Annotated in this window: 19 protein-coding genes, 2 tRNA genes and 3 rRNA genes; 12 read left to right on the plus strand and 12 right to left on the minus strand. The window is 42.3% G+C overall.

The genetic code is table 11. From position 1 onward, the window contains the following. Positions 1-325: 325 nt before the first annotated feature. Complete coding sequence (locus AC4CU3_RS07880; RefSeq protein WP_039890347.1) at positions 326-2731, minus strand: YgiQ family radical SAM protein; 2406 nt, start codon at positions 2729-2731, stop codon at positions 326-328. Between AC4CU3_RS07880 and AC4CU3_RS07885 the strand changes: the two genes are divergently transcribed. After that, complete coding sequence (locus AC4CU3_RS07885) at positions 2730-2957, plus strand: hypothetical protein (RefSeq protein WP_228128224.1); 228 nt, start codon at positions 2730-2732, stop codon at positions 2955-2957. The genes AC4CU3_RS07880 and AC4CU3_RS07885 overlap by 2 nt on opposite strands. A 274-nt stretch (positions 2958-3231) precedes the next feature. Here AC4CU3_RS07885 and AC4CU3_RS07890 read toward each other — a convergent pair whose 3' ends face one another. The 9 genes from AC4CU3_RS07890 to def all read right to left on the minus strand — a co-directional run bounded on the left by AC4CU3_RS07890 (position 3232) and on the right by def (position 14098). After that, the gene (locus AC4CU3_RS07890; protein ID WP_080543918.1) at positions 3232-4524 is read right to left on the minus strand and encodes a M20/M25/M40 family metallo-hydrolase; all 1293 of its coding nucleotides are present in this window, start codon (positions 4522-4524) and stop codon (positions 3232-3234) included. Positions 4525-4768: 244 nt separating this feature from the next. After that, positions 4769-4883, minus strand: a 5S ribosomal RNA gene (gene rrf / locus AC4CU3_RS07895). A gap of 170 nt (positions 4884-5053) precedes the next feature. Then, positions 5054-7947 (minus strand): 23S ribosomal RNA (locus AC4CU3_RS07900). A gap of 420 nt (positions 7948-8367) precedes the next feature. After that, positions 8368-8443, minus strand: a tRNA-Ala gene (locus tag AC4CU3_RS07905). A 67-nt stretch (positions 8444-8510) separates the two neighbouring features. Next, positions 8511-8587 (minus strand) — tRNA-Ile (locus tag AC4CU3_RS07910). A gap of 61 nt (positions 8588-8648) precedes the next feature. Continuing rightward, positions 8649-10186 (minus strand): 16S ribosomal RNA (locus AC4CU3_RS07915). Together the 16S, 23S and 5S rRNA genes with 2 tRNA genes alongside form the textbook arrangement of a ribosomal RNA operon. A 713-nt stretch (positions 10187-10899) precedes the next feature. After that, positions 10900-12966: a TonB-dependent copper receptor gene (locus AC4CU3_RS07920; protein ID WP_148826924.1), complete on the minus strand. Its 2067-nt coding sequence runs from the start codon at positions 12964-12966 to the stop codon at positions 10900-10902. A gap of 70 nt (positions 12967-13036) precedes the next feature. Then, complete coding sequence (locus AC4CU3_RS07925) at positions 13037-13474, minus strand: DUF2946 family protein (RefSeq protein WP_078389804.1); 438 nt, start codon at positions 13472-13474, stop codon at positions 13037-13039. Between the two features lie 90 nt (positions 13475-13564). Beyond that, a complete protein-coding gene (gene def / locus AC4CU3_RS07930; RefSeq protein WP_004684452.1) occupies positions 13565-14098 on the minus strand; it encodes a peptide deformylase in 534 nt (177 codons plus the stop codon). Between the two features lie 120 nt (positions 14099-14218). On the opposite strand from def, the gene AC4CU3_RS07935 reads away from it, so the two are divergent. From AC4CU3_RS07935 to tsaC, 3 genes are read left to right on the plus strand one after another with little or no spacing between them, the layout of a single operon-like run. Then, positions 14219-15373, plus strand: coding sequence for a LysM peptidoglycan-binding domain-containing protein (locus AC4CU3_RS07935; RefSeq protein WP_183175630.1), 1155 nt, complete (start codon positions 14219-14221; stop codon positions 15371-15373). A gap of 22 nt (positions 15374-15395) precedes the next feature. Beyond that, positions 15396-16529, plus strand: coding sequence for a DNA-processing protein DprA (gene dprA / locus AC4CU3_RS07940; protein WP_148826927.1), 1134 nt, complete (start codon positions 15396-15398; stop codon positions 16527-16529). Between the two features lie 45 nt (positions 16530-16574). After that, positions 16575-17144, plus strand: a complete 570-nt coding sequence (gene tsaC, locus AC4CU3_RS07945) for an L-threonylcarbamoyladenylate synthase type 1 TsaC (RefSeq protein ID WP_148826928.1) — start codon at positions 16575-16577, stop codon at positions 17142-17144. 399 nt (positions 17145-17543) lie between these two features. On the opposite strand, the gene AC4CU3_RS07950 is transcribed toward tsaC, so the two are convergent. Further along, positions 17544-18464 (minus strand): DMT family transporter, encoded by a 921-nt coding sequence (locus tag AC4CU3_RS07950; protein WP_087013942.1) that lies wholly within the window; start codon positions 18462-18464, stop codon positions 17544-17546. 335 nt (positions 18465-18799) lie between these two features. On the opposite strand from AC4CU3_RS07950, the gene AC4CU3_RS07955 reads away from it, so the two are divergent. From AC4CU3_RS07955 to AC4CU3_RS07980, 6 genes are all read left to right on the plus strand, one after another. Beyond that, a complete protein-coding gene (locus AC4CU3_RS07955) occupies positions 18800-19354 on the plus strand; it encodes a PM1805 family lipoprotein (protein WP_148826929.1) in 555 nt (184 codons plus the stop codon). Between the two features lie 124 nt (positions 19355-19478). After that, the gene (locus AC4CU3_RS07960; RefSeq protein WP_004984048.1) at positions 19479-20024 is read left to right on the plus strand and encodes a glutathione peroxidase; all 546 of its coding nucleotides are present in this window, start codon (positions 19479-19481) and stop codon (positions 20022-20024) included. 199 nt (positions 20025-20223) lie between these two features. Beyond that, on the plus strand, positions 20224-20598 hold the full coding sequence (locus tag AC4CU3_RS07965) for an RcnB family protein (protein ID WP_058868684.1): 375 nt from the start codon (positions 20224-20226) through the stop codon (positions 20596-20598). A gap of 132 nt (positions 20599-20730) precedes the next feature. Further along, positions 20731-21321, plus strand: coding sequence for a PM1805 family lipoprotein (locus AC4CU3_RS07970; protein ID WP_148826930.1), 591 nt, complete (start codon positions 20731-20733; stop codon positions 21319-21321). Between the two features lie 90 nt (positions 21322-21411). Further along, the gene (locus tag AC4CU3_RS07975; protein ID WP_148826931.1) at positions 21412-21855 is read left to right on the plus strand and encodes an AAA family ATPase; all 444 of its coding nucleotides are present in this window, start codon (positions 21412-21414) and stop codon (positions 21853-21855) included. Positions 21856-21936: 81 nt separating this feature from the next. Then, complete coding sequence (locus AC4CU3_RS07980; protein WP_148826932.1) at positions 21937-22872, plus strand: hypothetical protein; 936 nt, start codon at positions 21937-21939, stop codon at positions 22870-22872. Positions 22873-22903: 31 nt separating this feature from the next. Here the strand turns inward: AC4CU3_RS07980 and AC4CU3_RS07985 are convergent, their stop codons facing one another. After that, positions 22904-23224, minus strand: coding sequence for a hypothetical protein (locus AC4CU3_RS07985; RefSeq protein ID WP_148826933.1), 321 nt, complete (start codon positions 23222-23224; stop codon positions 22904-22906). A gap of 336 nt (positions 23225-23560) precedes the next feature. Here AC4CU3_RS07985 and tnpA point away from each other — a divergent pair, with 336 nt between their 5' ends. Together tnpA and tnpB are read left to right on the plus strand one after the other, a co-directional pair. Then, positions 23561-23944, plus strand: a complete 384-nt coding sequence (gene tnpA / locus AC4CU3_RS07990) for an IS66-like element accessory protein TnpA (protein ID WP_004684363.1) — start codon at positions 23561-23563, stop codon at positions 23942-23944. Next, the gene (gene tnpB, locus AC4CU3_RS07995) at positions 23941-24276 is read left to right on the plus strand and encodes an IS66 family insertion sequence element accessory protein TnpB (protein WP_043974827.1); all 336 of its coding nucleotides are present in this window, start codon (positions 23941-23943) and stop codon (positions 24274-24276) included. Before tnpA ends, tnpB begins: the two co-directional genes overlap by 4 nt. The last annotated feature ends 48 nt before the right edge of the window (positions 24277-24324 follow it).

Consider the following 24324-nt stretch of genomic DNA (forward strand, 5'->3'; position numbering starts at 1 on the left):
TCAGTATAACCTACTGACCATTTACCCAAACCACGCAATAAAAAAACTAAAGCTAAAATCAAACAAACGCTGATAAAACTAAACAATTTTTTGCAATGTCATCCGTTGTAACACGTTTTGTTTTAATCCGAATGAAATTTTGGCTCTGTAGCCTATCTACACTGTAATAGAGTGATTCATTCACGTGCAATATGATTCTTCGGATTGACCCAATTTTCCCGACGGATGGCAAAAAAGCCAATCTCTAAGCTATTTTTCTAACGCAATAAAAAAGATTGATCCTAAAAAAGGATGCCGTAGCATCCTTTTTTATATTCAATTGCCATTAAGCACGTGACTTAGACTTCGGTTTTGACTTGGAATGTCCAAATGGCTTCTTGGCGTCACCTGTTTCGCGCGGTGGTAAACCTGTATGTTGCGTTAAAATCTGACCACGTTCAGGACGCTTCTTGGTATTTGATGGACGAGATTGATTTTTCGCTTGTTGGTTACGGCTATCACCATTACGTTTTTGCGAATCACCATCCACGGTTGAGTTTTTCTTACGAGCAGACTGATACTGACCTTCTGTCCCTTGCGGTTGATAGGTTGGAATCAAATGCTGTTTCGAGTTACCAATCAAGTCTTGGCGGCCCATCTCCTTTAAAGCTTCACGTAATAATGGCCAGTTGTTTGGATCATGATAACGCAAGAAGGCTTTATGCAGACGACGACGCTTCTCACCTTTCACAATATCAACATCTTCAGTATATCGCGCCACTTTAGCTAATGGGTTTTTACCCGTGTGATACATGGTGGTCGCGGTTGCCATTGGTGATGGATAGAAAGTCTGTACCTGATCGGCACGGAAACCATTTTTCTTCAACCAAATCGCCAAATTCATCATGTCATATTCGGTCGTACCCGGATGCGCTGCGATAAAGTACGGAATTAAATATTGCTCTTTACCTGCTTCCTTACTGAAACGATCAAACATTTGCTTGAAACGATCATAGGTTCCGATGCCCGGTTTCATCATCTTAGACAATGGACCTTTTTCGGTATGTTCAGGCGCAATTTTTAAATAACCACCGACATGATGCTGAACCAATTCTTTGACATATTCAGGGTTTAACACCGCTAAATCATAGCGTAAGCCTGAACCAATCAGGATCTTTTTGATGCCTTTGAGTTCACGTGCTTTACGATATAACTGTGTTAATGGTGCATGATCTGTATGTAAGTTTTGACAAACACCTGGATAAACACAGGATGGTTTACGACAGTTCTTTTCAATCTCAGGGTCTTTACAATGCAAACGGTACATATTTGCAGTTGGTCCACCCAAGTCAGAAATGATGCCGGTAAAACCCGGTGCAGTATCACGAATCTTTTCAACTTCACGTAAAATCGATTCTTCAGAACGGTTTTGAATGATACGACCTTCATGTTCCGTAATAGAACAGAACGTACAACCGCCAAAACAGCCACGCATGATATTTACAGAGAACTTGATCATATCAAATGCAGGAAAACGCGCCTCCCCATAGACAGGATGCGGTAGACGTGCATAAGGTAAATCAAATACATAGTCCATTTCTTCCGTCGTTAACGGAATCGGTGGAGCATTTAACCAGACATCACGCTCGCCATGCTTTTGTACCAATGCACGAGCATTTCCTGGATTGGTTTCAAGGTGCAAAATACGGTTGGCATGTGCATATAAAACGGGATCATCTGCCACTGCTTCAAATGCAGGCAAACGAATCACAGCCAGTTCACGCGGCGGTAATTTATGTTTAATTGCCTTTGAAGACGGCTGTAATTGCACAATTTGTGTATCAGGATCAAGTTGATCCCCTTCACGAACAATTTGATTCGTCACAATTTCTTTTTGGAAATTTTGGTATTGGGTTAAAGAATTACCCTTATCTTTTTCAATTTCACAGCCATCTAAATCTTCAGTCATTACATAAGGATTGATAATCGGATCAACACGGCCAATGGTATCCACATCATTCGATGCGATTTCCACAAACTTGGCTTTAGATGGACGGTTTAATTTATTCACGATAAATGCCGTGCCACGAACATCTGTAATTTCGTGAATCTTTTCGCCTTTGGCTAAGCGATGCATCACTTCAGTAATTGAACGCTCACCATTACCATACATCAAAAGATCGGCTTTTGAGTCCATCAACACTGAACGACGAACTTTGTCTGACCAATAGTCATAATGTGCAATACGACGTAAAGATGCTTCAATTCCACCTAACAATACAGGTACATCTGGAAATGCTTCGCGTACACGTTGGCAATATACGGTTGCTGCACGGTCTGGACGTTTATTGGGTAAATTATCTGGTGAATAGGCATCATCAGAACGAATTTTACGATCAGCCGTATAACGGTTGATCATCGAATCCATGTTCCCAGCAGTCACACCCCAAGCGATATTTGGCTTACCCAAAACGCGGAATGCTTCAACATTAGTCCAATCAGGTTGTGCAATAATCCCGACACGGAAACCTTGTGCTTCTAACGTACGGCCAATAATGCCCGAACAAAATGATGGATGGTCGATATACGCATCACCACAGACCAAAATAAAGTCACAACTATCCCAACCGAGTTGGTCCATTTCCTCGCGCGACATCGGCAAAAATGGCGCAGGTTCAAAACATGACGCCCAATATTTGTCGTAATCAAACAACGCTTTAGGCGCGGTCTGCATAGTATAAGCAGTAGACATGGCTAGCAATTCTCGGCTGGCAGATGAAAGATCTCAAATAAAGATCAAAGATGAAAGCCGATCATTTTACCATGAATTACATTCAGCTTGCTTGGTTAAAAAAGCATCATATACAGCATGTTATCATTTATTTTTTTATGCAAACGTAATTTCGAAGTTTTTATTTAAAAAGAAACAATTCGACAGTGAAGAGACAAAAGCTGACCCTTCATTCCTTAAAGAATAAAGACTAAGGTCCAATCACTTAGGACAGTAGAGACAATGCACCGAAACCCAACAGATTCAGGTGAATTAGGCAGCAAAGAATGAAAAATTAACATCAACTATAGCTATGCCGATCTCTCAGAACATCCCTCACTTGATATAGTTTTTATTTAAGAGCTCATCCATTTTCTTATAAGATTCTAATATTTAGATTAATGAAAGATGCTGCTAAAAATAAACACCATCTCTCATGATGTAAAAACTCAAATCAGTTGAGTTCTTTCATACCAACTTTATTATTTTTGAGCGGTCGATAAATCCATAATCAACTTTGTCGCTAAATATAAACGCGGCACAATACTTTCGACCAGAATATATTCAGCATTATTCGAATGTGCACCATCACCAGATAAGCCCATGCCTTCTAAAATCGCTGCTTTCGAATTTAAGCCAGCAAATGCGGCATCTGTACCACCACCTGTTGCTTCAGCTAAGACCTTCATTGGTAAGTTAAAATCATTTTTGTAAATAAGCTGTGCTTGTTCAGCCAATTTTTTTGCCTGTGGATTTGCCATTAAAGGTGGGCGACGCATTTCAAACTTTAACTTAACTTCACTATCAGCTAACTTTTTACGTTTAATCCTTTCCTGTAATACACGTTCCACTTGCTGAAAATCTTTAACTTGCAAAGCACGAACATCTGCTTGTGCAGTCGCAAGGTCTGGAATCACGTTACGCACTTTACCTGCACTCGCTACAGTCCAGTTTAATTTCAAGCCTGTTTTAGGATTCGATAAGTCTTGTAACTGTAAGATTTGATGTGATAATTCTGTCAGTGCATTTATGCCTGCTTCAGGCTTAACCCCTGCATGTGCAGATTTCCCGTGAACCTCTAAATATGCTGCACCAATCCCACTGGTGGCTAATCGTAAACTACCATCTTTACCACCACCTTCAAATGACAAAACTACATCTTGGTCTTGTGCAGTTTCAGTAATCAGTTTGCGTGAACCTGGCGAACTGATCTCCTCATCGGAGTTAAGTAAGACTGTAATCATGCCATAATCTTGATAATTCAACTTTTTCAAAAGATCAAGCGTATGAATAATCGCAGCAACCCCCTGTTTATCATCTAAAATTCCGAGACCAAAAACTTTATCCCCTTCCATTTTAAAAGGTTGGTCTTTCAACATCCCTGTTAAATACACCGTATCCATATGAGCAATTAGCATAATTTTACTGCTGCCTTTACCCTTTAAAACAGCTTTTACCATTGGACCAGTCTGTTGGGGTGTATCATCCATACGATATATATCTTTAGCTTCTACAATACTGACCTCAGCACCTGTCGTTTTTAATTGTTCGGCGACATATTTAGCGATCTTACTCACGCCGACAAGATCTTTACTCCCCGACTCAATATTGACTAAAGCCTCTAGAGTATTTAAATAATTCTTTTTTTCTGATTCAACCAGTTGTTTGACCTGATCATTAGACACAGCATGTACTTGCCCAAAAGCCAAACAGCTTAACAACGCACATGAGATTAAAGGAAGTTTTTTCAGTTGAAATTGAATTTTATTAGACATACTCATTATTCCATTTAAAGATATTGCTAACAAACTATGAAAATTTGATCGACTATCCAATATTTTTAAAAATCTAAAAATAAAAATGTTAGATAGATTAAATGTCATGATCGATAAATAAGTTAATCAGTATGTAGAAACCAATCCTAAATCTCAATTAGACGATTGATTCCTTTATTATTTAACCTTCCTTGCATAAAAAAATCCCCCTCAGCGATTAGCGGAGGGGGATTTAGAATTAATGAGCTGGCGATGACTTACTCTCACATGGATAACTCCACACTACCATCAGCGCTAAGAGGTTTCACTTCTGAGTTCGGGAAGGGATCAGGTGGTTCACTCTTGCTATTGTCGCCAGCACAACTGTTTATGACTATTCGTTGGGTCTTATTTACACATTGTGTATGCCTAACTTTCATCAAATGAGTTATTAACAGGTATATTTGAGTTGGATATTGTATCTAGCTTTATAACTAAATCAAGTTGTTTGCAGTGATTTGAACCACAACACCAACTGTTTGGGTGTTGTATAGTCAAGCCTCACGAGCAATTAGTATTGGTCAGCTTCACATATCACTATGCTTCCACATCCAACCTATCAACGTCGTAGTCTTCAACGGCTCTTTAGAGGACATAAAGTCCTAGGGAAATCTTATCTTGAGGTAGGCTTCCCGCTTAGATGCTTTCAGCGGTTATCCCTTCCGAACATAGCTACCCGGCGATGCGACTGGCGTCACAACCGGTACACCAGAGGTTCGTCCACTCTGGTCCTCTCGTACTAGGAGCAGATCCTCTCAAATTTCCAACGCCCACGGTAGATAGGGACCGAACTGTCTCACGACGTTCTAAACCCAGCTCGCGTACCTCTTTAAATGGCGAACAGCCATACCCTTGGGACCTGCTTCAGCCCCAGGATGAGATGAGCCGACATCGAGGTGCCAAACACCGCCGTCGATATGAACTCTTGGGCGGTATCAGCCTGTTATCCCCAGAGTACCTTTTATCCGTTGAGCGATGGCCCTTCCATACAGAACCACCGGATCACTAAGACCTACTTTCGTACCTGCTCGACTTGTGGGTCTCGCAGTTAAGCGCGCTTTTGCCTTTATACTCTACGCGTGATTTCCGACCACGCTGAGCGCACCTTCGTACTCCTCCGTTACTCTTTAGGAGGAGACCGCCCCAGTCAAACTACCCACCAGACATGGTCCTCGTCCCGGATAACGGGACAGAGTTAGAACCTCAATATTACCAGGGTGGTATTTCAAGATTGGCTCCACCGAAACTAGCGTCTCGGTTTCAAAGCCTCCCACCTATCCTACACAAGTAAGATCAAAGTTCAATGTCAAGCTGCAGTAAAGGTTCACGGGGTCTTTCCGTCTAGCCGCGGGTACACCGCATCTTCACGGCGAATTCGATTTCACTGAGTCTCTGCTGGAGACAGCGCCCCCATCATTATGCCATTCGTGCAGGTCGGAACTTACCCGACAAGGAATTTCGCTACCTTAGGACCGTTATAGTTACGGCCGCCGTTTACTGGGGCTTCGATCAAGAGCTTCGCTTACGCTAACCCCATCAATTAACCTTCCAGCACCGGGCAGGCATCACACCCTATACGTCCACTTTCGTGTTTGCAGAGTGCTATGTTTTTAATAAACAGTTGCAGGGGCCTGGTTTCTGTGGCTGCCAATAGCTCAAGGAGTAAATCCTATCACCGTCGGCAGCGTACCTTCTCCCGAAGTTACGGTACCATTTTGCCTAGTTCCTTCAGCAGAGTTCTCTCAAGCGCTTTGGTCTACTCGACCTGACCACCTGTGTCGGTTTCGGGTACGATTCCTATGTAACTGAAGCTTAGAGACTTTTCCTGGAAGCATGGTATCAGCCACTTCACTGTACAAGTACAGCTTGCTATCAGTTCTCAGCATACAGTACCCCGGATTTGCCTAAGATACATGCCTACAACCTTCCACCTGGACAACCAACGCCAGGCTGACTTAACCTTCTCCGTCCTCTCATCGCATTACATAGAAGTATTGGAATATTAACCAATTTCCCATCGACTACGCCTCTCGGCCTCGCCTTAGGGGTCGACTCACCCAGCCCCGATTAACGTTGGACTGGAACCCTTGGTCTTTCAGCGTGCGAGTTTTTCACTCGCATTGTCGTTACTCACGTCAGCATTCGCACTTCTGATACCTCCAGCATACTTCTCAATACACCTTCATCGGCTTACAGAACGCTCCCCTACCACTTGCAATAAATTGCAAATCCGCAGCTTCGGCATATAGTTTTAGCCCCGTTACATCTTCCGCGCAGGCCGACTCGACTAGTGAGCTATTACGCTTTCTTTAAAGGGTGGCTGCTTCTAAGCCAACCTCCTAGCTGTCTATGCCTTCCCACATCGTTTCCCACTTAACTATAATTTTGGGGCCTTAGCTGGCGGTCTGGATTGTTTTCCTCTTGACTACGGACGTTAGCACCCGCAGTCTGTCTCCCGGATAGTACTCATTGGTATTCGGAGTTTGCATCGGTTTGGTAAGTCGGGATGACCCCCTAGCCGAAACAGTGCTCTACCCCCAATGGTATTCGTCCGAGGCGCTACCTAAATAGCTTTCGGGGAGAACCAGCTATCACCGAGTTTGATTAGCCTTTCACCCCTATCCACAAGTCATCCCCTGGCTTTTCAACGACAGTGGGTTCGGTCCTCCAGTTAGTGTTACCCAACCTTCAACCTGCTCATGGATAGATCACCCGGTTTCGGGTCTACACCCAGCAACTAAACGCCCTATTAAGACTCGATTTCTCTACGGCTCCCCTATGCGGTTAACCTCGCTACTGAATGTAAGTCGCTGACCCATTATACAAAAGGTACGCAGTCACCGAACAAGTCGGCTCCCACTGCTTGTATGCATGCGGTTTCAGGATCTATTTCACTCCCCTCACAGGGGTTCTTTTCGCCTTTCCCTCACGGTACTGGTTCACTATCGGTCAGTCAGGAGTATTTAGCCTTGGAGGATGGTCCCCCCATATTCAGACAAGGTTTCACGTGCCCCGCCCTACTCGACATCATCATATAAGCCCTTTCGTGTACAGGACTATCACCCACTATGGTTGCACTTCCCAGAGCATTCCACTAAAACTTATATGACTTAATGGGCTTTTCCCCGTTCGCTCGCCGCTACTGAGGGAATCTCAATTGATTTCTTTTCCTAAGGGTACTGAGATGTTTCACTTCCCCTCGTTCGCCTCGTATGACTATGTATTCATCATACGATACCTGCCTTATGACAGGTGGGTTTCCCCATTCAGAAATCTCCGGATCACAGGATATTTGCCGCCTCCCCGGAGCTTATCGCAGGCTATTACGTCTTTCATCGCCTCTGACTGCCAAGGCATCCACCACATGCACTTAATTACTTGACTATACAACCCCAAACAGTCGTTAATCCCTACAAGTAGGATTAAGACAGTCTATGATGATTTCTCATCACTTCCTTACAGTTTGTTGCTCTGTGTACTTAAACACTGTACAGCTTCAATTCAATTCACATACCAAAACGCTTGATTCAGTTAATTTCGCTAGTAACTCATTTCATTCAACGTTAACAATTGCTTGTTAAGTTAACTAAAACGAGTATGAACAAATTATTTCAACTCAAATATATTCTGTTAATGATTTTTCCAGCCTTCGTCAGGTCAGGAAACTGTGATAAATCACAGAAGTTAATAAGCTTCAACTTACTAAATTCTATAATCCAACCTATCTGCGCGAAGCATAGCTTCTTGCTTAAATTTCAAGGAAAAGCCTTAAAGCAGTGCTTTAAGTTTTCTTGTCTTGAAATTTGGTGGAGACTAGGAGAGTCGAACTCCTGACCTCCTGCGTGCAAAGCAGGCGCTCTACCAACTAAGCTAAGTCCCCAGCTTATCAATAAGTCAATGTTTCTGTTTTCTGTATTCAGCATTTAACAATGCTTGTTAGTCAGATTTGGTGGGTCTGACAAGACTTGAACTTGTGACCCCACGCTTATCAAGCGTGTGCTCTAACCAACTGAGCTACAGACCCTCAGATACATCGTCATGAAGAACAACTTGTTGTGGATTCTTACCAATCGTCAATCTTTCGTTAAGGAGGTGATCCAGCCGCAGGTTCCCCTACGGCTACCTTGTTACGACTTCACCCCAGTCATCGGCCACACCGTGGTAAGCGTCCTCCTTGCGGTTAGACTACCTACTTCTGGTGCAACAAATTCCCATGGTGTGACGGGCGGTGTGTACAAGGCCCGGGAACGTATTCACCGCGGCATTCTGATCCGCGATTACTAGCGATTCCGACTTCATGGAGTCGAGTTGCAGACTCCAATCCGGACTACGATCGGCTTTTTGAGATTAGCATCCTATCGCTAGGTAGCAACCCTTTGTACCGACCATTGTAGCACGTGTGTAGCCCTGGTCGTAAGGGCCATGATGACTTGACGTCGTCCCCGCCTTCCTCCAGTTTGTCACTGGCAGTATCCTTAAAGTTCCCGGCTTAACCCGCTGGCAAATAAGGAAAAGGGTTGCGCTCGTTGCGGGACTTAACCCAACATCTCACGACACGAGCTGACGACAGCCATGCAGCACCTGTATGTAAGTTCCCGAAGGCACCAATCCATCTCTGGAAAGTTCTTACTATGTCAAGACCAGGTAAGGTTCTTCGCGTTGCATCGAATTAAACCACATGCTCCACCGCTTGTGCGGGCCCCCGTCAATTCATTTGAGTTTTAGTCTTGCGACCGTACTCCCCAGGCGGTCTACTTATCGCGTTAGCTGCGCCACTAAAGCCTCAAAGGCCCCAACGGCTAGTAGACATCGTTTACGGCATGGACTACCAGGGTATCTAATCCTGTTTGCTCCCCATGCTTTCGTACCTCAGCGTCAGTATTAGGCCAGATGGCTGCCTTCGCCATCGGTATTCCTCCAGATCTCTACGCATTTCACCGCTACACCTGGAATTCTACCATCCTCTCCCATACTCTAGCTTCCCAGTATCGAATGCAATTCCTAAGTTAAGCTCAGGGATTTCACATCCGACTTAAAAAGCCGCCTACGCACGCTTTACGCCCAGTAAATCCGATTAACGCTCGCACCCTCTGTATTACCGCGGCTGCTGGCACAGAGTTAGCCGGTGCTTATTCTGCGAGTAACGTCCACTATCCTAGAGTATTAATCTAAGTAGCCTCCTCCTCGCTTAAAGTGCTTTACAACCAAAAGGCCTTCTTCACACACGCGGCATGGCTGGATCAGGCTTTCGCCCATTGTCCAATATTCCCCACTGCTGCCTCCCGTAGGAGTCTGGGCCGTGTCTCAGTCCCAGTGTGGCGGATCATCCTCTCAGACCCGCTACAGATCGTCGCCTTGGTAGGCCTTTACCCCACCAACTAGCTAATCTGACTTAGGCTCATCTATTAGCGCAAGGTCCGAAGATCCCCTGCTTTCCCCCGTAGGGCGTATGCGGTATTAGCATTCCTTTCGGAATGTTGTCCCCCACTAATAGGCAGATTCCTAAGCATTACTCACCCGTCCGCCGCTAGGTCAGGTAGCAAGCTACCCTTCCCCGCTCGACTTGCATGTGTTAAGCCTGCCGCCAGCGTTCAATCTGAGCCATGATCAAACTCTTCAGTTAAAAATCATTAGTAGCTTATGGCTACAAATCTTGGCTCATCAATTTTCTGACAAATATTTCTCAAATAAACTTCGAGTAATTTTTACCATCAATCAATGAAATATTTTCGATCGATCAATCAGTAAAAATCCACACAAGTTGTTCTTCATAATCTCTTAATGATCTTCTTGCTGATTCGTCATCAGCAAGCTAGGTCGGCTATACTACTCTCTTTCAAGAAGAAGTCAACTAGTTTTGTTAATTATTTTCAAACTCATTCAAGACCTTCAGATTCTACCGCTTGGGCTAAATCCTTGTTTCTCAACAAGTTTTAATCAACATCACCGCCGATGGATGTGCATTCTACAGTATTTCTAATCCCTTGCAACACCTTTTCTCAATAAATATTTCTGCATGTTTATTTTTCAAACTCATAAAATTATAAGTTACTGTTATTTATGTAAAATGTTTTTTAATAATTTTATCTACTTCCTAGTTAGCGCCTTAAACCGCACCATCACATTCGCACAAATTAAACTTAATATATTGTTTTAATTCATTTAAATAAAAATATATCGAAATAATATTTAAATATTTTATTTAAATCGCTGTTTCTTTCTACTTTTTATGGTGAATATCCACTCACAATGCTGTTTTCTCAGTCAATTTCTATCTTAGAACCCAAAACAGCCATTCTATTTCTAGAATGGCTGCTTCCGATCTTCTCAATATATTTAGAACTTCATGCTGATTCGAGCCCAATAATTGCGACCTGTATTGTTAAATTGTTCAGTCCCCACTTGGCCATCAACGCCAACACCTAACTTATTCAAATGTTCTGTATAGGTTTTATCGAGGACATTGTCTATGCCTACAGCAAAATCAACATCATTCATTACCTTATACGTCGCATTTAATGCAAGTGTGCTAAAACCTTTGCTCTCACCAATGTCATAACCGACAATATTACCTTTATTTAGGTTAATACGATCTTGTTTAGCCACTGCACGCCACAATAGACCTAGAGAATATTTGTCTTGCACATATCTTAAATTGAAACGCCCTTCCAAGGGTGCAATTTGAGGCAATGGATCATTATTATCAGAGATCTCACCCCATGCATACATAGTACTGATATCTGCTTGAATCGCATCGGTAAATTGATAGCCAATTCCTGCTTCAGCACCTGCAATCACGGCATCCACATTCTTAGCACCCGCACTAAAAGAAGAACCATGACTATGCCCACCCATTCCAGTGGTTGGATGATTATGATAACTCAATAAAATGAAGTCATTCACCAAGCCTGCATAGGCAGAAACCCATGTATTCAATGCACCATGTTCTTGTTGATAACCCATATCTAATTGTAAGGTTTTTTCAGTATCCAGATCATTAAATGTCGGCTTAGACATCCCTGTGTTGCCATGTGCTGTGCTGAATAACTCCCAATAATCAGGAACACGTTCTACATAGCCTAAACCAATATAAGATTTGGCATTAAGCTCAGGATACTGATTTTCCAAACGAATAAATGCACTCGGTAGCGTTTCTTTACGTTCATCATTCAGTTTTAAGGCATCAATTTTAACTTGGTCAATTCGTGCGCCAGTAACCAATTTATAGGCATCGTTAAATTGGTAAGTAAGTTCGCCAAAAGCACCATAAGAATGAAACTTCATATTGGTGGCTAATGGCATATTCATCATCATAGATTTCATACTTCCAGCATGATGATTTTGCTGAGAATCAATTCCAGTGATCACACTTAATTTATCCCATTCACTGGTCATCGCTAAACGTGAATTCAACGTACGGCGTGTAACTTGCATTTCAGATGGATTCGATACCATCTGATGCGTTGTCATATCGTGAGTCATGGGTGGTGTGCGTAAGCTAAAATTATCCATCACATGATCGTTATAGCTATAGTTAATTTGCCCTTCGACCTTTTTAATCACATCGGTTAGATTTTTCTTTTCAAATCTTAAACCCAAACTTTCACGAGCAAACTGTGAACCATCCATGCTACGACCAGCATATTCGGCTTCACCATCTGCTTTTCCACCTGTAAGTTCAATCCAAGTGTCTTCATCGGGTGTCCAGCCTAGTGCTAAATCTGTATTCCAACGTTTCCAAGCAGATGGAACCGTATTGCCATCGCCATCTTCATAACTATTCGATTCAGAACGATTGGCATTTAGACGAATATATTTTTTATCGTCCCCTACCGCTGTTTCAATATTATGATCTAGACGACCAAACGAACCGATTAAAACACTGGCTTGCCCAAGATAGTTTTTATCATTGGATAATTGCGGCTTTTTCCGTTCGAAAATAACAGTTGCTGCCGAACCTGTATTTGCATATTGAACTGTTTGTGGGCCTTTCACTACAGAAATACGATCATAACTTTCAGGTTGAATATAAGACGTCGGTGCGTCCATACGTGCTGGACATGCGCCTAAGTTTTCAGTGCCATCAGATAAAATTTTAATCCGTGATCCGAACATGCCTCGGAAGGTTACATCTCCGTTGGTTCCACCGCTTTTAATTGAACTAAAACCCGGAATACTTTGTAAATAATCTGCGCCATCTGTTGCAGGAACAGGCTGAATCGGCTGCTTTGGATCGGCATAAAGAATTAAACCATTCGCGTCATGATCTAATTGTGCATTTACCACGATCGGCGCTAGACGTGTCGTAGAATGCTCCTGTTGAGCAGCAAAACTCACTGTAGAAAAACAAGCAAGGGAAATCGCAGCCGCAAGAGGCTGTAAAAAGAATGTAGGCTGAGCCATTTTTATTCTCACTGAATTTATAAATACAACTAGGCTAGAGTCCGTTAAGACCCGAAAAATATGTCTAGGTTTATACAAACAGTGGCGGTGCTCGCCCTTGAGGCAGTAAGAAGAGTTGTTGCAGTGCAAACCAAACATGCGCAAAGGCTTTTTGGAATGCAATTAAACGGACTTGAATACGGTCAAGTACCGCTTTTAACTCTAAATCAGGCGGCAACACGAGATTGCCATATACCGTACAGTATTGGCATTGATGACTTGCATCATGATGATTGTGTTCAGCAGGTTGTGAACTGAGTTCATGCTGAGCCTGCATTTCATGATGATGTGTGGAATGCTTTTCAGCATGAGAACTGAGATGTTCAACTGGTTTGAGTAAAAGCGCACGCGAAATAGTTTCACAGACCGGTGCAATTTGATATTGCGTCGGTAGTAAAGGCTGTAAAAAAACAGCAATCTGTAAAAACACGGCTACACAAGACAGTAGCAACGCAGCTCTAAAAAACAATCCATTCCATCCGAATTGAGAACGCGGCCAGTATAACAAAGCCCAATCGAAATTGGGCTCACTTTAAAGATGATTTTTAAGCAAAAAAACTTAACCGCGTTTCACAGCCACTTTGTCTTTTTGGCGCTGACGGGTCAATTTTTCCACTTTCTCACGTGCACGTTGACGCTTCAGTGGTGACAAATAGTCGACGAACAATTTGCCATTTAAGTGATCCATTTCATGTTGAATGCAAACAGCGAGAAGTTCGTCAGCTTCGATCTCAAATGCTTGACCTTCAAGGTTAATTGCTTCGATCTTTACGCGTGACGGGCGCTCAACTTTGTCGTATATTTGGGGAACTGATAGGCAGCCTTCTTCATAGGGCTGCGTTTCTTCAGTCAATGGGGTAACTTTGGGGTTAATGAATACCAAAGGTTGATCTTTATGTTCAGATAAGTCCATGACAATCAGCTGAATATGGCGATCAACTTGTGTCGCGGCAAGTCCAATGCCTGGCGCTTCATACATGGTTTCAAACATATCTGCAGCCAGCTGACGAATTTCATCAGTAACTTCTTCGACGGGTTCTGCAATGGTACGAAGACGGGGATCAGGAAAACTTAAAATAGGTAATAAGGCCATACTGCGTCCTCAATTATGCCATTGATCAAAAAACCAAATGAAGGGAATGCTTGATCAAAAAAATGTGTGTAATATCGTTATTATAACGCAACTACATACATAATTTTAGGAATTATGATAATGAAAAAGGTTTTTATGGGCATGCCATCTTTTAGTGCCTTGGGGTTTAAGCAACACATGTTAGCACTTGCGGTTTGCGTAAGTGTTGGCGCAGGCGTCATTTCAACAGCTCAAGCGGCGCCTACACGAAATTACAATCCACCTGCTTTAAAAGCCAATGCACCGAATGTTTATGTGGTGAAAAAAGGCGATACCCTGTGGGATATTTCTAAACGTTTCCTAAACAATCCTGTGCGTTGGCCTGAAATTTGGGCCAGCAATAGACACGTCAAAAATCCGCATTGGATTTTCCCAGGCGACCGTTTACTGATGTGTACTCATGAAGGCCGTCCAATTATTGGTAAAGATGAAGGTGATGGCTGTGAAGGGATTATTCGTCGTTATACAGGCGGCACTAAACTTCAACCTCAAGCACGCGTTGAGTCTTTAAACAATGCCATTCCTGTCATTCCACTGGAATACATTAAAAACTGGCTTGAACACAGCACTATTCTTTCAGAGGAATCTTTGGAAGGTACACCGTATATCGTTGGTGCTGCCGATCAGCGTGTGATTGCAGGTAAAGGTCAAACCGTTTATGCACGTGGCCAAGGCATTGAAGTCGGTCAACGCTACGCGATTTACCGTGAAGGCGAACCGTACATTGTGACGGATGCAGAGGGCAAAAAACAAAATCTAGGTCTAGAATTGACTCAGGTTGCTTCAGCCATTGCCATTCGTGGTGAAAATGACATGTCCACTTTAGAAATCACAGATTCGTATAATTCTGAAGTACGTCGTGGTTATCGCGTACTGCCTGAATACGACGCCATGCTTCCAACCTTGTTCTACCCAACACATGCACAAGATGTGACTGATGGTGGACAAGTGATTCGTGTTCAAGGTTCGATTGGTCTAGCTGCGAAGCATTCAGTTGTAACCATTGACCGTGGCACAGTGGATGGCGTTCAATCGGGTTATGTATTCTCGGTTAGTCAAAAGGGTCAAGAAATTCGTGATCCGAAAACCAATGAAAAACTGACCCTTCCAACGGAGCGTATCGGCAACATCATGGTCTTTAAAACCTTTGACCGTGTCAGCTATGCTTATGTGCTCGACAGCGAACTACCAATGAACTTGGGCGCGAAACTTTCTCCCTCTGTCGTGGATGAATAATCCGTTGCCTTAAGGTGTATATATGCTGAACTCTTTATCACATGAACAGATTGCAACAATCACCCTGTGGTATTTGGTTCAGCATTCTTTATCGAGCTTTCAAAAACTACAGCAGCATTTTGGCACAAGCACAAAAGCTGTTGCTGCCTCCAATCTTCAGATCTGGCCAAGTCTCGGCTTACACAAAAGCCATTTACAACGTGTCATAGAAATTCAAACACCTGCTGGCCAAATCAAATTACAAACTTTACTGCATGACATCCAAGCCAGCTGTGATTTTATTTTACTTGATACTGAAAGTCATTATCCCTCGCAACTGCTGCCCTATGCTGACCGGCCACCGATTTTATTTGGTCAGGGTAATCCACAAAGCCTATTACAACCTCAAGTTGCTATCGTCGGCAGTCGAAAACCCAGTCCACACGGCAAACAAGTGGCTTATGACTTTGCCTATTACCTCGCCGAAAAAGGCTTTTATATTTGCAGTGGTTTAGCTGAAGGCATTGATGCTGCGGCGCATCAGGGCGGCTTAAAATATCAACGTACCATTGCAGTGATGGGCACAGGCTTAAATCTCACTTACCCTTCCCAACATCAAGCCCTGCGTACGCAAATATTAGAAAATAATGGCTGTATTATTACTGAATTTTTACCACATACACCGCCTTTACAGCATAATTTTCCACGGCGGAACCGCATCGTCAGTGCATTGAGTTTAGGGGTTGTGGTTGCAGAAGCCGCACTCAAAAGTGGCTCTCTAGGAACCGCCCAAAGAGCTGCAGAACAAGGGAAAATCATTTTTGCGATTCCCGGTCATATTTACAGCGAACACCATCAAGGTTGTCATCAACTGATCCGAGAAGGGGCGATTTTGGTCGATCATCCTGAGCAAATCATTGAAGACTTGGCACTCCCCACTCAATGGCATAGCCAATCCCAGTCACAAGAAACCACCCCAAGTGCTAGTATTGAGATCCCATCTGATTTACTCGAACTTTATAATCAACTGGATTGGGTTGGACAAAATATGGATCAACTTAATTTCAAACTTAACATCGATATTGCCACACTCACTAGCCAGTTAATGGAACTGGAGATTTTAGGACTCGCACAACAACAGGCTGGCAATTATCTGCGTTGCCGTTCAAGCCAATAAGGTTCACAATAACCCTTTATGAATCAATAAAAGGTACAAATTGTAATGATTACCACCTCTGTGACTGAAGCGGCGCAATGTTTAAAACAAGGTCAAGTTTTAGCATATCCAACAGAAGCAGTATGGGGTTTAGGCTGTGATCCGTATAACGAACAGGCCTTTTTAGATATTTTACAGATCAAGCAACGCCCGATTGAAAAAGGGGTGATTTTACTGGCTGGGCAAATTGCTCAAGTTGAACCACTTTTAGAACATTTAGATCCCCACATCCGCCAGCAAGTGATCGAGAGTTGGAGTGATCGCAGTCCATCAGAACGCGCAACCACGTGGTTACTACCAGCGAATGAACACATTCCGACATGGATTAAAGGCAATCACCCTAAAGTTGCTGTACGGGTAACCACACATCCGATTTGTGTGGCGCTTTGCAATGCTTTTCAAGGCTTTATTGTCTCCACCAGTGCCAACCCCGCTGGATTATCACCTGCCCGTTCACTACAAGATGCCAACCACTACTTTGCCCAACAGGTCAATTATCTGAATGGTGACCTAGGCTTGAGCCAAGAACCGAGTCGCATACTCGATGCCGAAACTGGCGCAGTGATTCGTGCTTAAAAGCGTGCTCTTTCTCAGGATTTTTACTGAAAAATAGACAAAAAAAAGCTCAGCCATATAGGGATGGCTGAGCATAAAAAAGGATGTGTAATCACATCCAGAGGGTCTGAAAACTGATGAGCAAACACTTAATGCCCGTTTTGACATTGGCCTATGTTTGCAGTGCGCGTATTATGTAGCAAATTGCTTTTCTAAACAAATAGATTTTTTATATTAAAAACAGCGTTAAAACGCTGATTAATGAAGATAATTAAATTATAATTCAAATTATCTACCTATTTTTAATCAGCTTTTGCATACATTAAATACATTCACTATCTAAAATAGCATTAATAAATCAACTTATTAATGAATTATTCTATTAAAAAAATAATTTAAATGGTCGATTTTTAGCCAAAATCAATCCATCGAGTTTGCTAAAGGTGGCGTTTTTAATGCTGTTTTACGCTGTGCAAGTAAAATACCACAGATAATGACCACTCCACCGACCGTATGATAAACCGTCCACGCCTCTTTCAACCAGACATAGGCAATCACTGCGGTAAAGACTGGCATCAAGTTCATGAAAATACTGGTTCGATTCGGCCCTAAATGGGTAATGGCCAACATCCACAGTAAAGGGGCAACTAAGGAAGGGAAAATGCTGGCATACATAACACTAGCCGCATTTTGACTATTGATTGAATCGAGACCGAAATAGGCAATAAAAGGTAAATGGTAAAGCAGTGCAAAAAAGATCTGTACATAGAGGCTCAGCATCAAGGGAATTTGCAATTGCCACTTTTTCAAAAACACCCCATAAAAGGCATAGAAGAATACCGCAACCACCATCAGGACATCTCCCAAATGCCCACCCGATTGAACTAAGCCCGCAAGATTGCCCTGCCCAATGATATAAACCAAACCTGCAAAAGATAAAATACTCCCGATCATCGCAAAACGATTTGGAATATCTTTTAAGATCAGCAGTGAAACAAAAATGGTAAAGATCGGAATAAAGGCATTAATCAGTCCCATATTGGTCGCGGTCGTATAGTGCGCTGCGGTGTAGGCTAAGCCCTGATACAACACCAGACCAAATGCACTTAACACTGCCAACTGACCCAAATGCGCTCGAATTAATGCCCACTGCCGACATAAAGGTCGCACGACAAAAGGCGTTAAAAGAATGAAGGCAAAGAACCACCGATAAAAACTAATACTGACTGGCGAAATGAAATCAGCTACATAACGCGTAACGACAATATTGATCGACCAAATGAGTACGGCAATGATAGGGAGACTCAAAGCCCAATACATACGTTGTGGTGTGGTACTCATTCTTTTTCCCGTTTAGCTTTTGTTTGCAAAATTTAAATGAATGGTAAAACATTTTTATGATTTATTCGAATATCATTTGGGTATCACACATAATTGATACATTTATCTTAAAATATAAACTTCATAAAAAACATAATATTAATGCAATATAAAACTATACATTTCAATAAATTTCTGTATTTCAGCAGCTTCACTCTACAAAAACACCATAGAACAATGTCAACGATCTCTGCATCGTATTGATGCTGTTCTAGCGAACGTATTTTTTAATTGATTGGTCATTGCTCTTAAACTCTGGCCTACAAAAACATATTTCCCGATAGAAGGATGTCGTTATGAAAAAGTTACTTTTAACCACAGTTTGTATGGCCACACTTACTTTGGCTGCGTGCGAAAAAAAAGGAACTGAGCCAGCCGTCGAACAAACGACGTCTGCATCTGAAGCGACCTCAACCGAAGCAACCACTATCGTTGCTAATCATAGCAATAACAATATTGCCGATATTCAAGCCGATTTGTTAGCCGTACAAACGCTATCGAATGCCAAAGCTCAAGAAGCCGTTGCGTTTCAAAAAGAAGTGAGTGCAACCTTAGAGAAAAAGGATCCCGCTCAAATTAAAAGTATGGTTGAAAAAACAGAAACCTATGTGAAGCAATTTAATGATGAATTGGATGCCTTAACCTTAAAAAGTGCTGAAGTAGATGCTTTACGTGAAAAAATGCAGGACGCCAATGATCTGGGTGTCGAGCTCACCAAAGAAAGTACAAAAACAACGCCAGATAGCGCGAAAATCACCGAACTTCAAAACAAAGCCACTGAATTGCAGAAATCGATCATTGCTGACGTAACGGCTTTGGAAGCGAAAGTCAAAGCGGCTCCAGCGTCTTAATGACCTCCCTACCCTTTAAAGCAAGCCTTGGCTTGCTTTTTTTGTTGCGATCAATCCGCAAATGGGCGTGACTTTGTCGAACGCTTCCAACACAATAAAATGCACATCGTATAAGGACACGCAAATGAGCACTTCGATTTATAATATTCCAGTCAAATCCATTCAGGGCGAAGACATCAACTTAAACCAATACCAAGGTAAAGTTCTCTTGGTGGTGAATGTGGCATCTAAATGTGGCCTCACACCGCAGTACGAAGGTTTAGAAAAACTCTATCAAGACAAAAAATCACAGGGTTTAGAGATTCTAGGTTTTCCTGCCAACAATTTCTTGGCACAAGAACCGGGTTCAGACGCTGAAATTCAAGAATTCTGCTCTTTAAACTATCAAGTGGATTTCCCGCTTTTTTCAAAAATCTCGGTTGCTGGGGATGATAAGCATCCGTTATATGAAACGCTCACCCAAGCGGTGCCTGAACGCATTGGTGAAGGCCCTTGGTGGAAAGACTTGGTGGACTATGGTTTAACACCGAACGAACCACCTGAAGTGCTGTGGAACTTTGAGAAATTCTTAATCAATAAAAATGGCGAAGTGGTTGCGCGTTTTGCACCAGACATTACGGCCAATGATCCGCGTATTGTCGATGCTATCAATGCTGAATTGGCCAAATAAGCCGGAAGCTGTTTATAAGCAGTCGAATTTAACGCCTGCTTATATTTTATTTTTTTTAAATGAGTAATGACACACGAATCGGTTCGATCTTCATAATTTTTTCTTTATTTTTATAATTTTACAACACTTCATTCACGATCAATCAAACACTTCACTCTATGATACATCTATCCGCTCAAGACAACCCGAAGTGAAGCTCATGAATACCTTTATAAAAGCAGCAGTTTTATCTATCTCAACCGCATTGATTGCCCTGCCTGCACTAGCAGCACCACAAGAACAACATCAGCAACATCAAACCGCTCAGTCACATGGACAAGCGCAAAAGCATACTTCAAATGGCCATCAACAACCAACCCAAGCCACTGTCAAAAAAGCCAAGCGTCCATCTCAAGACTGGAAAGCAGGTCAAAAACTCCCAAGCGCTTACCATAGCAATGCCTATAAAGTAGATCACCAAAAATACAAAAAACTCAGTAAACCAGGTAAAAACCAACAGTGGATTAAAGTGAATGGCGACTATGTACTGACAGACATTCGCAATCATTCCATTATTAAAATCATTGCTGGCTAAACTGCTGTAAATGAAGAGTGCTCAGGCACTCTTTTTATTTTAAAAAGTTTTGTTATGACTTTGAAACCCAGCATTTTATCTACACATTTTGCCCTTATATTAAAAAACACATAGCCCAATATTGATTTGATGATGAAAAAGCTTTTACAAAACTTGGTTCTTCCTTTTGCACTGTTTAGTTCAGGCATCCTACTCATTGGCTGTGAGCAAGCAACAGAGCCGAATCAGCAAGACATCCAAACTGAGTCATCTGAGCAACACCAATCAGCGAATACACAAAGTCCTGAAAAAGCTGAACTGAAAAGTGGCAACATGCTCTATATCGTGCGTGATGTGGCAGATATGCAATTAAAAGCAGGTGAATACGTCACTCAGCTACAAGAAACCCAAAGTGACTTGCAGGCCGCAATTAAACAGCATGATCAACAACAGCTGCAACACGCCGCAACAGCTTTGCAGCAACAGCTCACAGGTTTCAATAATGCCTTGAATGGTCTGAATCTTAAAACCCAAGAAATCAATGATATACGTGAAAAATTACTGTCTGCCAACCAACAAGTTTTAGATTCACCTTTTTTAAATGGACAGGTGGATTTTAGCCAAGTCGACTTTAAAAAGATGCAACAGCAAATGGGCACGATCCAATCTGAAATGTTGAAACTGGCTTCAATGATGATTCCTCAGCAAGCTGAGAATGATAGTTCAAACACAAACCAATCTTAAAACATGTAAATATTGGTGCTTTCAGCAATAGAGTAGGAGAAAATGACTGCAACCATTTTCTCCTAATTTGATTGAGGCACGATTTCTCACATGCAGCTGATTATTTTTATGGGCATCCAAGCTTCGGGAAAATCGAGCTATTATCTGTTGAATTTGGCACATAGCCATTTGCGCATCAACCTCGATATGCTGAAAACACGGCATCGTGAAAAAATCATTTTTGAAGCAGGACTAGCCTCAAAAACCAAAATGGTGATTGATAATACCAACCCTACGCCAGCCGATCGTGCGCGTTATATTGCCAGTGCTCAGGCCGCAGGCTTTGAAATTGTTGGCTACCTCTTTGAGACTGAGCTTAAAAGTGCGCTGCAACGCAACCGCCTACGTGAAGGCAAAGCCCGCATTCCTGAAGTCGGAATCAGAGCCACCGCTCAAAAATTAGAACCTCCACACTATGCTGAAGGCTTTGATGCACTGTATAAAGTTCGTATTCTCGGGCAAGGTGAATTTTCAATTTCACCCATACAGATTTGAAGCTTTAATGAAAAAACATTAACTATTTCTCATTTTTAAGCTACCATGTACAAATAAGAAACACAGAAAAACATTTTTATAATGAAAAAAGTCATTCTTGTGATCGCCTGTTTAGCAATCATCGTCTTTGGCGGGATGCACTTTTTAATGCCTGAAAAAACCACGCCACACTTAACACAGTTTTTTTCTAAAGAGCATAAAGAAGTTCAACGTATTCAGGACTGGCTCAAATACAAACAACAGCAGCAGTTACTTTTGGTCGATGTTGTAAGCCCTGTCAGCCCCAAACAACAAGGCGCTTATGCTGAATACATCAAACAAAAAATTGAGCTCAACCAGCAAAATATTCAACGCCTTCAGCTTACTCGCTATCAAAGCAAAGCGTTTAAAGAGCTACAACAGCTTGAAATTCATGCGCTAGAGCAATGGAATACCTTATTTCAAACGCATATTGTAGATGCCTTCATTGAACAGCAACATTTCACTGAAATTCCAGCCGAAGAATACCAACAATTTGATGCTGAAGCGCGCTATGCCTTACAAAAGCAAGAAGTTTTGGTTCTCGAACACTTACAACAATTGCTGCAACACAACAGCCCATATCTGTCTGACATCGATCATAGCCTGCTCAGCGATTGGCTTTATTACCAACTGATGCAACATGAAATCCATCCGGTTATCTCTGAATGGTTAGAAGTCGAAACAGATATGCCTCGACGAAGCCGTCAAGATGCAATGCAAGACCTAAGGCTATATAAGCGGTTTAACCCAAATACTGATGAATATAAGTACATCATGTCACTCGAAACACAGCTCTGGCATGCCGAACACCCATCTTCAAATTTACTTACGCAACCATCCACTACCATGCCCAATTCGGATATCGAAATCGATCCAGAGATTGTGATTTCTGAAGATGAGCCTCAAATTGAACAAATCAAAAAGCTGATTGAGACGCAGCACGATACCGTTAGCCGCATGATGTTCAGCCAATTGCGTCAAAGCTTTTTGAAATAAATTTAAAACAATGCTTTGAGCTCACACCTCATCAAAACGAAGACTGTTCCTGAGTTTTGCTCTGCGCTAACCAATCTTTAAAAGCCTTTTGCATGGCGTGACGCTCATATGGCTTGGCTAAACGTGCTTCCATCATTGAGAAATCACCTTTGTAAGCTGCTTCAATCATGGCTTTGGTCAGCTCCTGAATACTCTCGCGACCTCGATGTTCATATTGTAATATTTCTTCTGAAGTCAGTACCAAGTCCCAACATGACACCACTGAACTCATATCGACTGCAATACTCAGATAATAATGCTCAAAATCTTGGTAAAGTTCCCAAAAGTGGGATTCATGCGCAATCAGGTTCATCTTCATCTACCCTCACAGAGAAGTGTTCAAAATATAACTTCTGTTGAATAAAAGATATGCAACTTTAGATAGTCGTGCCCCTGCTAAACGAAATATATCAAGCATAGGAGCGCTGGTTCAGCTGAGTTTCAAAAATTGAGTATTCAAAGTATTCTACAAGCTAGCGTACAGTTAAAAGACGAAGCACTATCATGCAAAACAAAGATTGCATGTATGCAGCAGACCAATCCAGTCCATTTGAACAATGACAGTAAGCGTCCGCTGAACACACCTTATGAATTCGTCCTATAAGCCTTAATTTAGTCCTGACTTAAAAACAAGTGGGAACTTAAATTTATGACTACAAATAACCAGACATCCATCGCATCTCTTACGATAAAACGAAGAACATATAGTGCTGAATTTAAACAGCAGATCGTTCAGGCGTGTAAAGCATCGGAGGTTTCAATTGCTTCGGTCGCTTTGCAACATGGATTGAATACAAATCTTGTATCCAAATGGATTCGCTTAATTGATGCTAAGCCAGGGAATGATCGCTCACTACTACCGAATAAACCTGCATTTATTACCTTATCTTGCTCCGCACCATTAGATCCTATCCCTACTGGCATGTTAACGGTTCAAATTACTTTACCCCACTCAAAAGCAGAAATTGGCTTGAAATGGCAAGTATCAGAAATATCTGCTTTAGCAGAATTACTCAAGGCACTTACAACATGATCCGTATCGATGAAATCTGGTTGTCTACTCAGCCCATGGACATGCGTGCAGGTATGGATACGGCCATGGCTCAGGTGGTGAGAGCCTTTGGCTACATCAAACCGCATTGTGCTTACCTGTTCTGTAATAAACGTGGCCATCGCATGAAAGTGCTGGTACATGATGGACTGGGCATCTGGCTGTGTGCCCGGCGGTTGGAACAGGGAAAATTCCACTGGGCTAAAGTTCACCAGGGTGAAAACGTAGCTCTCAGTCCAGAACAGTTACAGGCACTAATTCAGGGTTTGCCTTGGCAGCGCATTGGACGACAGCAAGTGGTAACAATGCTCTAAACTAGGCTGCTACATTCTGCTATTCTCCAAACGTTCTATTTCCTCTGC

The organism is Acinetobacter sp. 802_lipA (assembly GCF_058242885.1).